Raw genomic sequence first — 13,639 nt, 5'->3', positions numbered from 1 at the left:
TGAGACCGTACAAAATGGGGGCGGTCTCAACTTAAAAAAAATAACCAATGGGTCGGTACAGGTTATTTCTCAAACGTAAAATCGGGTAGCTTTATAAGTTCGCCGCCCTTTAGGGCCGACTCATGGGCCAAGATTCCGACACAGGTTATATTGGCCGATTGCCTGGCATTCGGATAGGGGGCCTTCCATTCGACCAGGGCATTGACAAACTCGTGCACCAAATGCGGATGCGAACCTCCGTGGCCGGCGCCTTGGGTAAAACTTAAGTGTTGATGTTCTTCGGAATCGTAGACCCCTTTGGTAGTAAAATGTTGGATTTCTTCCGGCAACAATTTTGCGAAATCGGGACTCTCGATTTCTTCCGGGATTTCAGGCTCCGGTTTTTTAGCGGTATGCACTACCAATGGTCTTCCTTCAATAAGGGGCCATTCTACGGATTTCTTTGAGCCGTATACCTCAAAACTCTCCCTGTACTGTCGGGCCACATCGAAGAGGGAACGGTAGACCTGTGCGCTCAAATCGGAATTCCTGAATTTGATATGGGTGGTTTCTACCGCAAAGGTGGAGTTGTAATGCGGTATCAATTCTTCGCGAATGGTACCCGAACCGAAACAGGAAACATATTCCGCCTCCCCACGGGTCAGTGCCAAAACGGGCCCCACACAGTGTGTGGCATAATGCATGGGAGGAAGACCCGGCCAATAATTGGGCCAGCCGTCCATATCTTGCTGATGGCTCGCCTTTACAAATTGAACCTTGCCTAATTCACCGTTCTCGTACAATTCTTTCATGAACAAGAACTCACGGGCATATACCACGGTTTCCATCATCATATAGGTAAGTCCGCTTTCTTCGGTCAGACGAACGATTTCCTCACATTCTTCGAGGGTGGTAGCCATGGGTACGGTACACGCCACATGTTTTCCGGCCTTAAGGGCCAATATCGATTGCCTTCCGTGATCGGGAATGGGCGTGTTGATATGTACCGCATCGATTTCGGGGTCTTCCAACAAAGCTTCGTAAGAAGTGTATCTTTTTTCGATACCAAAAGTATCGGCCAATTGATTGAGCTTTTCTTCATTTCGCTGACATACGGCCACCAAATCGGCATGGGGATGTTTCTGATAAATAGGAATGAATTCGGCCCCGAAACCGAGTCCGACAATGGCAATATTGATTTTTTGTTTATTCATGGCTCTAATGTGTTATGCAAATGTTTGCTTTAAAAAATGGATGCCTTCGGAGGCAAATCGATCTTGGCTTTCGGCTAGGTTTTTCCATATACATACCGCTCCGGCCAGTTCTTCTATTTCAGGGGTGAAACTCTCTATGACCACCGCCCCTGTATACGCTATATCGTCGAGCCCCTTTTTAAAATCGGACCAAGGGGTGAGTCCCGTTCCGGGTATTCCACGGTGATTCTCGGAAACCTGAAGGTGTATCAATTTGTCGCCTACCAATTGTATGGCCTCCCTGATATTTCCTTCTTCAATGGTCATATGAAATCCGTCAAGCAAGACCTTTGCATTGGGCTGGTTGATGTCATGAATTAATCGCATCACATCTTTTGCCGTATTGACCAGGTCCGATTCAAACCGGTTCAAAGGTTCCAAGGCGATAGATAGCCCATACGTTTGGGCCATTTCACATACCCGGTACAAATTGCCCACCGCTCGCCCCCATTCCACCTTGCGTTGTTCCTGAGAGACCATACGTGCCTTTCCTACGGCCGAATACATGGGTCCGGCCAAGAAGTCGATTTCCAAAAGGTTACAGAGGGCAAAACAATCCGCCACATAGTCAAAACAGTTTTTATGCAAGGCCGTATCGTCTGCCGTCAAGTCTTTGGTCGGACCAAAGGCCCCACAGACCGTTGCCCGAAGCCCGTTATCATCAAGGGCCTTTTTCACCAGTTTTCCATCGATTTTAGAAGGCATCTCGACCGGGATCTCCACTATATCGAATCCCATCTTTTTTATCTTGGGAAAGAGGGATACCGATTCTGAAGTAAAAGGGGATTGCCATAACCAGGTGCTGACACCAAATTGTATTTTATCGTTCACGTATTTCTTTTTATATGGGTTAGTTCGGTACGACCTTCATTACACCTTTCATAATGCGCCAATGCCCCGGAAACGTACAGATAAAGGGATATTCCCCCGGCTCGCTGGGAGCGGTAAATTTTAAGCTCACCGTTTGTTCGGGATCGACCAAGGTCGTAGCAAAAAGCACTTCGTCCATTTTTGGCACGTAATTTTGTTCGGCACCTTTAGGGTCGGCGGCAAGCTTATCAGAAGCCAGTCCCACTTTCTCCATTGCACCGGGCTTTACGATTACCAAATTATGCTGCATAAAATCGACGTTTTCAAGAATCAATTCAACCGACTCTCCCGCAGTCACCACAAATTCCGACAGGTCGTATTTCATTTCGTTCTTGACGGTTTGCATGGTGACCACCAAACGCCCTTCATCTATGTCCGTTTTATTTTCTACCATATCGATTTTGTCGATATAGGCCTTGGCAAAAACTTCGGCAATGCTTGAAGTGGCAAAAATCTCATCGGTATTCCCCAATAGTTTTTTTTCGACTTCATAGCCCCATTTTCCAGACAATGGTATTTTCTGTTTTCCGAACTGTAAGAACATTTGGCTTTCCTTTCCATAAATTCCACCGCCTCCTCCGGTATCCTCGACACGAACGGCAATACTGTTCCTCCCCTTTCTTAAAACCCCTTTAGGAATCTTATATACCCGGTCTATGTCATATCTCTGTTCAATTCCCCCAACTCTTTCCCCATTGAGATAAACCACGTCGGAATCGTCGATGGGCCCTAGGGAAATTGTTGCCGTGCCAATGGAAACATCACTTGAAATCACCACCTCTTTCCTAAACCAAATGATTCCATCCATATCGAGACCGGCATCCTCAATAAGTTGTGGAAGTTCCATCGTTTTCCAATGACTGTCATCATAGTCTATGACAAACCTTTTTACTTCCCTTTTGGTCTCATGCAAATTGGGCCTTTGTAATTTTACCTTTTGCATAAAGCCCTTGGCGTGTGCACTAGCGGCGACATATAAGGCCTTTGACAACCAAGTATCTTCTACAATTTCCGCTTCCTTGCTCAACTGGTAGAGCAAGTTTCCGATTTTTACGGACTCCGGCCTTTCGGAAAAATACAGCAAGGCGGCCAAACGTACCTTCGGGTCCTTATCGTTCAACATCCCTCCCTTTAAAATCGCCTCATCGCTTCCTTTATTTTTAGGCAAGATCTGTAGGGCCGCCTTTCGCACGGATGGGGCCGGATGCTTTAGGGCCTTTTCCACCAGTTCGTACAATTCAGGGGTGGCCTCCAAAGCGCCCAAGCCTTCCAGGGTCCATAGCGCATGAAGGGCCGCCGGATTCATATTCAGCTCGTCTACCTTATTTTTGGCGACCAATTTGGCGAGTGGCTTCACTACGTCGCGCTTTCCTCTTTCTACCAATAGCCGTTGTGCCGTCATACGCCAGAACATATTGCTATGCGAAAGCGCCTTTACCAAGGCCTTGGGATCAGTTGAATCTAAGTCCATTTTTTGTCCCACACCGTTCATTCGTGAAACCACCCTGTAGATACGGCCTCTTGATTTATCCCTAAGCGGATTTTCGTAGGCATTTCCCTTTCCGTTTACGGCATCGTATCCCCCTCTTTCGATATTGGGAGTGGGATTGTGCTGAATGATAAAATTGTACCAATCTAAAACCCAAACGGCGCCATCAGGCCCCACTTTGGCTTCTACGGGTGATACCCATTCATCGGAACTGGCCAATAGGTTCCCTCCATCGGTTTCAACATAGCCAGCCCCTTCTTGGTGAATTTTGGCCATATGAACGATACCTCCCGTAGGTTCGCATACAAAGGCAACCTTATTAAAGTAACTGCTAGGGTAATCCCTTGCCGTATAGAAGTGATGTCCCGCAGCGGCGGTAAATCCGCCAAAAACATCTACCTGTCTTATGTTTTTTGTTATGGGCCGTATATCGTAATGCCCATCTATCTTTAGGCTTCCGTTTAAAGGAATTCCTTCTACACCTTTTAAATTTTTATCGGGAATACCCAGATACACACTGTGGGTATTGTTCGCGGTAGAGGCAAAAAGGGAATTATCTTCGGTTATCCCCAAGCCCCAGGTATTGTTACTGGTTCGCGTTAAAAACTCAAAGGTTTCCTTTTTGGGATCAAAGCGATACATGCCTTGTGAAAATTGGTATTCTTCATCAAAGATCTCCCCCTTAAAACCCGAATATCCGACAACGCCATATATTTTATTATCTATTCCCCTTTGGAGATTGGAAGGGCCGGCATGGGTATCAAAAACGCCCCATCCGTCTATCAAGGTTTCTTTGATATCGGCCCTATCATCGCCATCGACATCTTTTAAAAACAAGAATTGGGGGGCTTGGGAAACTATAATTCCCCCATTATAAAATGTAAAACTGGTAGGGATATTCAATTTATCGGCAAAAACCGTAACCTTATCCGCCCGGCCATCGCCATCGGTATCTTCCAATATTTTGATACGATCATCGCCCTGGCCCTTATCGTTGCGGACGGTATTGGGGTAATCGACCGTTTCTATGACCCACAGCCTTCCCCTTTCGTCCCAATTTGCAGCTATGGGGTTCACAATATCGGGTTCGGAAGCAAATAATTGCAACTCAAAACCCGGTGGAACCTGTATCAGCTTAGCCGACTCCGCTGCCGATAGGGGCAATTGATACTTTAATGGCGGGTCGCGTTTTTCATAATTGGGTATATTCTCCCTTTCTTCATATTTCAATTCGGGCATTTCTTTTACAAAGGCCTTCCAGTTCTGTTTTACCTTATCGTTTACGGCCCAAAGAATTCCCTCCCTAAGAAGCTTGTGGAATTTAGGATTTTCCCACGTACGTGCATCATGGCCCAAAGCCGTATAGAACACCTTTCCTTCCCCATAGTTTTTTACCCATGTGTACGGTTCTCGATGTTTTGCTTCAACACGTTCCATCAGGATCTTAATATCATCGGCTATTTTATCGTGTACATAGGTTTCATCCCAGGTTTCGAACTCCTCTATATTCTTCATTATCGCATGTGTAGAGTCGACAATACTTGCCGTAAACCTTCCGGTTTTATGGCTAGAGAACTGGCCTCCTACCAAATCGATATAGGCCTCGGAATTCTTAAAACAAAAGCTGGCCGAATGAATGGGAATGAATCCCTTCCCGTCCGCTACAAAATTTAACAAAGCCTTCTCTTGGTCGGTATCGATGTGCTCGTGATTGGCGTAAAGGATCAGTCCGTCGTACAGACCGAGGTTCTCGGCATTAATATCGTCCACATCTTCAGAATAGGTAATATTGATTCCATCCTTGGCCAGGGCCGAGGCCAGTACCGGCATGTATGCCCTTGAATCATGATTCTCTTGATCGTGCCCCAAAAACAACAGTTCTATCTTTCTTGGTTGGTCGTCAAGAGACATCTTTCGATTGTTTTCGGTGTGGCACGAAACCAATAAAAGGCTCGTTACTAAAAACTTAAAAAACAATTTCATCGCGGCTTTCATAAGTATGAATTCTAAATACAATTCAATTTTATGAATTTATTGAAGGCGACAAAGACTGTCTATTGTCAGATATTGACTGAAATATATCATTATATGCCCATAAATGCATTTTTATCGATAAATTAGTATCGTATCGATAAAGATTCAGCCCTTATTGTGTTATGAAATCTGCCCTAAAAAAATCGCCCATACCCAAAACCCATGCCTTCGTCGTTCAACGCCTGAAGCAACCTGTTTTTGACCCGAACTGGCACTTTCATCCTGAATATCAATTATTCATGGTATTGAAAGGAAAAGGCACGCGTTTTGTAGGCGATCATGTAAAACAATTTCAGCAGGGCGATATTACCTTTACCGGGCCAAACCTACCCCATCTATGGAAGAGCGACCCTGTAGAATCCGATCAAGAAGCTAAGGCAGAAGGCATAGTGGTTTACTTTGACCACGATTTCATCAGCGAATCGCTTCTGAACAAGGAAGAGTACATTGAACTGCGACAGCTTTTAAAAAAGAGCCTACGGGGCTTTGATGTTATAGGGCAAACGGCACCGATCATTCAACAGAAAATAATGAAGCTCCCTGATTTGGAAGGATTTGATTCTGTTCTCGGCCTCCTTCACATTTTAAACCTTCTTGCCAAGACCGAAGATTTGCAAGTCTTGGCAAGTTCCGGTTACACCAATACCTTAAGGGAAGGCGATACCGAACGGATGAACCGGGTCTATGCCCATGTCATGAAACACTTTACGCGAAAAATTGGTATAACCGAGATGGCCGAGCTCACCAATATGACCCCAACGTCTTTCAGCAGGTATTTTAAGACCCACGCCAATAAAACCTTCTCTGAATTCGTAAACGAAATACGGATTGGCCATGCCTGTAAATTACTTATCGATAAAAAAATGACCGCTTCACAAGCCTGTTACCAAAGTGGGTTTAGAACCTTGTCTAACTTTAACCGACAGTTTAAGGCCGCTACCAACCACACCCCTACAGCATACAAAGAACGTTACCAAATGAAATAGGCCCAAAAAATTCCCATAATAGCTTAAAATCACGGGATTTACGGAATATTCACATGTTTTTAGGGCGCGATTGGGCCATTTTCATTTTTTACGCATAAAAAAACGAAAAGCCAAAGCCTTCATCAGTAAATTATAACTATCTTGAAGGTATATTCTTATAAACCTAACCAATTTGGAGAAATCAACCGAAAAAGCGGAATCAAAAATACCATACCATAAAATATTTATCGAGCAGGCGCCTACTACTATTGTAATGCTCGATAAGAATATGCATTGTATTGCCGCATCACAACGTTGGATAAAAGAATATAATTTGCAAGGCGTAGAAATAGTGGGATCTAGCTACTATGATTTATTTCCTAAAATAAGTAAAAGCTCAAAAGAAGTCCACCAAAAATGTCTTACCGAGGGGGTCAATACAACCGATGAAGCCAGCTTTATGAATAAAAGCGGGAAGGTAAAATGGCTCCATTGGGAGATTTTCCCTTGGTTCATTTCTGAAGGAGAGGTCGGGGGCCTCTTTATCAATACCATAGACATTACCCCACAAAAGGAAAATGAACTCAAAAAAGAACGGACCGAAGATATTTTTGCACAAACCAAGGAAGTGGCCCGATTGGGCACTTGGGAAATCAGTTTAACCGACAATAAGGTATATTGGAGTAAAATAACCCGTGAAATACATGAGATTCAAGACGAATACACCCCTAGTCTTGAGGAGGCCATAAATTTCTTTGAAGAAAAGTACAGTCGCCCCAGACTCAGCGCCCATATTCAAGACGCCATTGAGAAGAAGATTTCCTTTGACCTTAATTTTGAACTTATTACCGCCAAGGGGAATCGCCGATGGGTCCGTGTCATTGGGAAACCCGAAATCATAGATGGCCAGTTTAAAAGTGTGGTCGGTCTCGTTCAAGATATCAGTGATGTTACATTTTCAAAATTAGAACTAAACAAGGCCCATGCCCAGTTAAGATCTATTTTCAATTCGAACCACAACGTAATTTTCTCTACGGGCGAATCGGGCTTTATCGACCATTTTAACAAAGGGGCAGAAAGGCTTTTAGGCTATTCGGCCGAAGAAATGATCGGCAAAAAAACACCGGCCGATTTCCTGCCTTTAGAAGAAGTAAAAAAATTCAAGTATGATGTAGCTACCCTGATCGGAAAATCACCCGCAAATTTCAACCACTATTCCGATATCACCTACGAAGAACTCAGTGATACAAGGGAATGGAACTATATCCGAAAAGATGGTACAAGTGTACCTGTTCAGGCCACGGTATCCAACCTTAGAAACGACGAAGGAATAAATATCGGTTTTACCGTAGTAGCTACCGACATTTCAAGATTAAAGAAAATAGAACGCAGACTCGTCATTAAAAACGAGCGTTTGAACTATGCCGAACAACTTACCAAAATAAGTAACTGGCGTTATAAGCCATATACCGGCGAGACCTTTCATTCGAAAAACCTATTGAGAATACTTGAAATCGAAAACAGCAGTACCATGCTTACCTTCGAAGATTTCCTGAGCTACATCCACCCTGAAGACCGTGAATCGGTAGTGACCCATAATGAAGAAAGTGTCGTAAATAAAGAGTTTAAAAACTACACACATCGTATCATTACGGCCAAGGGCAATATAAAAATTATAAATAATATTGGCGAGGTAGTTCTAAATACGGAAGGAAATGTGGTAGAATTGATCGGTACGGCCCAAGACGTTACCGAACTCAAAATGGCCGAAAAGAAATTTAAGGGGCTTTTAGAATCAGCCCCTGATGCCATGGTCATCATTAACAGCTCCGGTTATATCCAACTCACCAACAAGCAAACCGAACACCTATTTCAGTTTACCTCAGAAGAATTGTTGGACCAGCCCGTTTCCAAAATCATACCTCAAGAGATCTTACCTCTCAGCAAGAAAAATATAAGTTCATTCTTCAACGGTTCAAAAGTGAAGCAACTAGGCATAACCGAACCGCTTTTCGGCATTCGAAAAACAGGTCAAAAAATACCGGTTCAAATAAACATGGCCCCTTTACAAACCGAAGAAGGCACCTTGGTTTCACTGGCCGTTCGTGATATCACCAAGCAAAAGGCGGCACAACGAAAAATTATAAAAGCAAAGGAAAACCTTGAAATACTGGCCAAAACACTTACCGACAAAAACCAACAACTGGCCGACTTCACCCATATCACCTCACATAACCTTCGTGCCCCGGTAAGCAATCTAAACTCATTACTAGACATTTACAAAACTACAGATAGCAAAATCTTACGTGAAAGCTTATTCGACAAATTCGAAATGGTAATAAATCACCTTACCACAACACTAAATACTCTAGTTGAAACGTTAAAAATTAAAAGTGAACATAATGAAGACGATATTGCCGATATTAAGTTTAAACAGGTGCTTCACCGAACAGAGGAAATTTTAGCAGGTGAAATATTAAAATCGGGAGCCCGAATTACCGCTGATTTTTCGGAATGTCAAGTTATACGTTACCATACCATATATTTAAAAAGCATATTCTTGAATTTAATAAGCAATGCCATAAAATACAGAAGTGAAGAACGCACTCTTGAATTAGAGATAAAATCAATGACAGTAAATGGTAAAATAATGCTGCAATTCAAGGACAATGGCCTGGGCATTGACCTCGAAAAGCACGGTAACAAACTTTTCGGTCTTAACAAAGTATTCCATAGACATCCCGAAGCCAAAGGCGTAGGACTATTCTTGACCAAATCACAGGTAGAAGCTATGGGGGGGACTATTACCGCTACCAGTCAGGTAGATGTCGGAACTACTTTCACAATAAATTTTAATTGAGTATAACACATGAGTAAAACCCCGAAAATCTGTATTATCGATGATGATTACATCTATCGATATACCGTTGTGAAAAAAATGGAAAATATGCGTTTAGACGCAAAAACCCTAGACTTTGAGGATGGAGAAGAGGCCCTCAATTATATAACCGACCACCTTGATAGTGACACCGAATTACCCGATGTTATTTTTCTTGACATCGATATGCCGGTTATGGATGGATTTCAGTTTTTAAAGGAGTTCGATAAGATCAGGCACCAACTCAAAAAGAAGATAAGCATCTATATGATTTCTTCTTCCTTGGACCCCATTGACATCGACAGGGCGAAAAGGGCAAATGAAATTTGCGACTATTTTGTAAAACCCATAAAAACCGAACAGCTCGAACTCGTATTTACCCAACTGAAAGCCAGCTAGCTTTAAACCTATATTAAGCTGCTTATCCATTTTCGCCTATATCAGGCCCTATCGTTTTATAAAGATCACAACAAAGCTAACTAGAAGGTCATCAAGCCTTTCTGGTCAGCTTTCTTTGTTTAAAGGAACACCTCCCCTACCCTTCGACCGATAAGCGCGAAGAAAGACTTTTCTTCAAAAAATAGAAATCTACCAAACGATTAAGGCTTCCATTCCCCTTCATAAACTGAATTTTTAACACTATTACCATCATCTAACCCAAAAAATGGTAAAATAGTGTTACCGCTAGTTAAATTTCGCAAATGCTTCCCTCTTTTTTTATGCTTCTTTTGTAAAATTCAATTGCATATTATCAAATTCATATTTCGACCTAACACATTAAAATGTTGAACCCTAAGAAAAAAAAACACAAGATGTAACCGACCAAAAAAAGGAGAATGCGCCAACATTCCCCTTTAGAATTTCATGCCAAGCATGATGTAAAGTATTACCCCATTGATCCTGGGGCATGTTTAACTCTAACTAATTCAAATTTATGAAAATCAAATGGTTTACTGATGCGGGCTGCCCAAGCAACTCCATCAAAAGATTACTCGTTCTCAAATTCGCGATAATCTTAGCAGTAACGATTCCAATGCAATCACACGCATTTTCGAAGACTACGGAATCGCCTTTAGAAAACGACCTCACCGCCCCCCCAGTCCAACGGACGGTATCCGGTACCGTATCGGATGCCATGGGACCATTGGCCGGTGTAACCATTCTTGTTAAAGGAAGTACCAAAGGTACTTCTACAGATTTTGATGGTAATTATAACATAGAAGTAGATGCGGAAACTACCCTAGTATACTCATATATAGGATATTCTTCAAAAGAAATTAAAGTTGGTAGCCAAACTGAAATTAACGTTACACTAGAAGAAGATGCGGCCAAACTTGAAGAAGTGGTTGTATTGGGGTATTCAACCAAGAAAAAAGGAGAAGTAACAGGATCGGTAAGTACTATTGATAACAAAGCAATTGAACAATCCTCAAGTAAAGATGTTGCCAAATCCCTGGCAGGTAGGGCTTCTGGTCTAATTATTAGTGACCGTGGTGGTGTACCAGGTGCAGGCAATGGCGGCGGTGGCAGTACAGACGATGATGCTACTACGATCTTGATCAGGGGAAAATCTACCTTAGGTAATAACACTCCGTTGATTCTTATAGATGGTGTTCCCTCAGGTTCATTCTCTCAATTAGCACCGCAAGATATTGAATCACTTACGGTACTTAAAGATGGTGCCGCTGCAATTTATGGTTCTAGAGCAGCCAACGGGGTAATTTTGGTAACTACGAAAAGAGGTAAATCAGGAAAGCCGAAAATCAATTTCTCTCATGCTTACAACGTTTCATCATTTACCAAACGGCCAGAATTGATGGATGTAAACCAGTTTGCAACCTACGAGAATGAAATAAATGCAAGAGTTAATGGTGCTGATGCAGATCTTGTATTTACACCTGAGGATATTGCAGGTTTTCCAAATACGGATTGGGCCGATGAGGTATTGGCAAAGACTTCTCCCGAATCTAGAACCTCTCTTTCTGTTTCTGGAGGTGCCGAAAAAGCAAAGTATTTTGTAAGTGGTGATTTTATAGACCAAAAAGGTTTATATAAATCAGGTGCTTTAGGTTTTAAGCAATACCAACTACGTTCTAATATAGATGTCAATTTATCGGACAGCTTTAAACTAGGAGTAGATTTGGCTACACGTTTTGGTAAAAGGACGGCGCCAGGTGTTAACGCAAATAATATTTATAAATTAATTTTTGCTCTACCGCCAAATGAAATTGCAAGATACCCTAATGGTCTTCCTGCACGGGGAGGTGATGAAGGTAACCCTATTTTAACTTCAAGCAACGCCTCTGGTTTTGAAGATAATTTTACAAACACGACAACAGGTCGTTTCACGGCAGATTGGAACTTGGATAAAGTTTTAAAGGGTTTAAGTATAAAAGGATTTACAGGATTCAGGAAAATTGAAACCAATTCAAAATCTTGGTATTCGCCATGGACTTTTTATGCGCAATTGGATGATGGTACTTTTGAGCCAAGAATTGGATCCAACCAACAAGGAACTGAACGTATCTTGACAGAGAGATTTAGCAAATTTGATGAACAAATCTATAATGCACGTTTACATTACGATAACACCTTCGGCGTGCACTCTATAAGCACCTTCATAGGAATGGAAAGATTGAATAATGCTTCAAACAATTTCTTTGCTACTAAAGTTGGTGGATTTCCTGATGCTAGAAGAGGAGAATTATTTCAAGGTAATAATGATGATAGACAGGCTTCAGGCGGAACAAGTTCTGAGTTCAAAAGACAAGATTTCTTTGGGTCCCTATCATATGATTTTAAGAAAAAATACTTTATTGACTTCACAATGCGATATGATGGGTCCAGTAGATTTGGTGAAGGCAATCGTTATGGGACATTTCCAAGTGCTGCAGTCTCATGGGCGATGGATAAAGAAAGTTTTTTAGAGAATGTAGCTTGGATCGATGGTTTAAAACTTAGGGCTTCTTTGTCAAAAATGGGTAACGACCGTATTGGTGCGAACCAATTCCTTTCCTTGTTCGATCTTGGAACGAATACAGGTAACGCAATTAATCCATTAGGCACAAGGTTCCCAAATTATTACGTATTGGGAGAAGGTGGTGAAAGTTTTGTCAATACCTACAATCTTGCTAGGCTAGCTAACCCCGATGTTACTTGGGAGACTGCACAGCTATGGAATATTGGTTTGAACTTTACATTGTTCGACAATAAATTATCAGGTGATTTCAACTACTACGAACAAGATAGATCAGATATTTTAGTGAATAGATCAGGAGCTATTCCTGGGTTTATAGGGTTACAGAACAGTCAAATTCCGGCTGAAAACATAGGTAAGACCAGAAGCTGGGGTTACGAATTTGAATTAGCCTGGAATGACGAAGTAACCGATAACTTCTCTTATAATTTAGGAGTGAATTTTACAAATGCTCGTAACGAAGTAGTTTCTTTGCCTGAGGGAGAAAATATCTTAGATTCCCAAAAGCAAGCAGGTAAACCCATAGACTCCTATAATAGGGTCTTCCCGACAAATGGAATCTTTAAAGACCAAGCCCAGGTTGATGCTACTTCCATTAAAAGAGAGGGCACTGTGCCGGGAGAACCGATTTACATAGATGTAAATGATGATGGTGTAGTTGATGGAAATGATTTTATCAGAACATCAACTTCAAACATTCCACAAATACAATACGGTATATATGGGGGCTTCAATTACAAATCTTTTGGTTTTAATTTCTTGTTTCAAGGGCAAGCTGAAGCAGAAACATTGGTATTCTTTGATCAATCAGGCGCAAAACCAGAATTTGTATTCAATGAAAGATGGACGCCAAACAACACTAACTCAATCTATCCAAGAGCGTTTGCACAAGGAGATGCCATTAGTGGAGGGCAAATAGACGGTACTGATGGTTTTGCTGACCTTTACTATTTTGACGCCTCTTTTGTGCGCCTAAAAGAAGTGGAACTTTCGTACACCTTAAAAAGCGATGTTATCAAATTTGCTGATGTTCGCCTGTTTGCCAGAGGGTTTAACCTAGCCACTTTCTTCTCAGATATCTGGGACTTGGGCCTCGATCCTGAAGCTACAGGGTATAACAATTTTAGGGGAGCACAATATACTCCTCTAAAAACATATACTTTGGGTGTTAATTTTAGTTTCTAAAAAAAGAAT

At 42.0% G+C, this 13,639-nt stretch carries 7 protein-coding genes; 4 read left to right on the top strand and 3 right to left on the bottom strand.

Annotated elements, in window-relative coordinates; genetic code table 11:
• Positions 1-62: 62 nt before the first annotated feature.
• From BW980_RS06230 to BW980_RS06220, 3 genes are read right to left on the bottom strand one after another with little or no spacing between them, the layout of a single operon-like run.
• Complete coding sequence (locus tag BW980_RS06230; RefSeq protein WP_076454078.1) at positions 63-1,193, bottom strand: Gfo/Idh/MocA family protein; 1,131 nt, start codon at positions 1,191-1,193, stop codon at positions 63-65.
• 12 nt (positions 1,194-1,205) lie between these two features.
• On the bottom strand, positions 1,206-2,063 hold the full coding sequence (locus tag BW980_RS06225) for a sugar phosphate isomerase/epimerase family protein (protein WP_076454077.1): 858 nt from the start codon (positions 2,061-2,063) through the stop codon (positions 1,206-1,208).
• A 19-nt stretch (positions 2,064-2,082) separates the two neighbouring features.
• The gene (locus BW980_RS06220; RefSeq protein WP_076454076.1) at positions 2,083-5,586 is read right to left on the bottom strand and encodes a PVC-type heme-binding CxxCH protein; all 3,504 of its coding nucleotides are present in this window, start codon (positions 5,584-5,586) and stop codon (positions 2,083-2,085) included.
• Between the two features lie 161 nt (positions 5,587-5,747).
• On the opposite strand from BW980_RS06220, the gene BW980_RS06215 reads away from it, so the two are divergent.
• From BW980_RS06215 to BW980_RS06200, 4 genes are all read left to right on the top strand, one after another.
• The gene (locus BW980_RS06215) at positions 5,748-6,611 is read left to right on the top strand and encodes an AraC family transcriptional regulator (RefSeq protein WP_076454075.1); all 864 of its coding nucleotides are present in this window, start codon (positions 5,748-5,750) and stop codon (positions 6,609-6,611) included.
• A 172-nt stretch (positions 6,612-6,783) separates the two neighbouring features.
• Complete coding sequence (locus tag BW980_RS06210; RefSeq protein ID WP_076454074.1) at positions 6,784-9,450, top strand: PAS domain S-box protein; 2,667 nt, start codon at positions 6,784-6,786, stop codon at positions 9,448-9,450.
• A gap of 9 nt (positions 9,451-9,459) precedes the next feature.
• Positions 9,460-9,867, top strand: a complete 408-nt coding sequence (locus BW980_RS06205) for a response regulator (protein ID WP_076454073.1) — start codon at positions 9,460-9,462, stop codon at positions 9,865-9,867.
• Between the two features lie 535 nt (positions 9,868-10,402).
• Entirely contained in the window at positions 10,403-13,630 is a 3,228-nt protein-coding gene (locus BW980_RS06200; RefSeq protein WP_076454072.1) for a SusC/RagA family TonB-linked outer membrane protein, read from the top strand.
• Positions 13,631-13,639: the final 9 nt, after the last annotated feature.

Origin of the sequence: Zobellia uliginosa, from assembly GCF_900156625.1 — a bacterium.
GTDB lineage: Bacteria > Bacteroidota > Bacteroidia > Flavobacteriales > Flavobacteriaceae > Zobellia > Zobellia uliginosa.
Note: the sequence above shows the minus strand (reverse complement) of the source record. Positions and strands in the feature narration are given on the sequence as shown.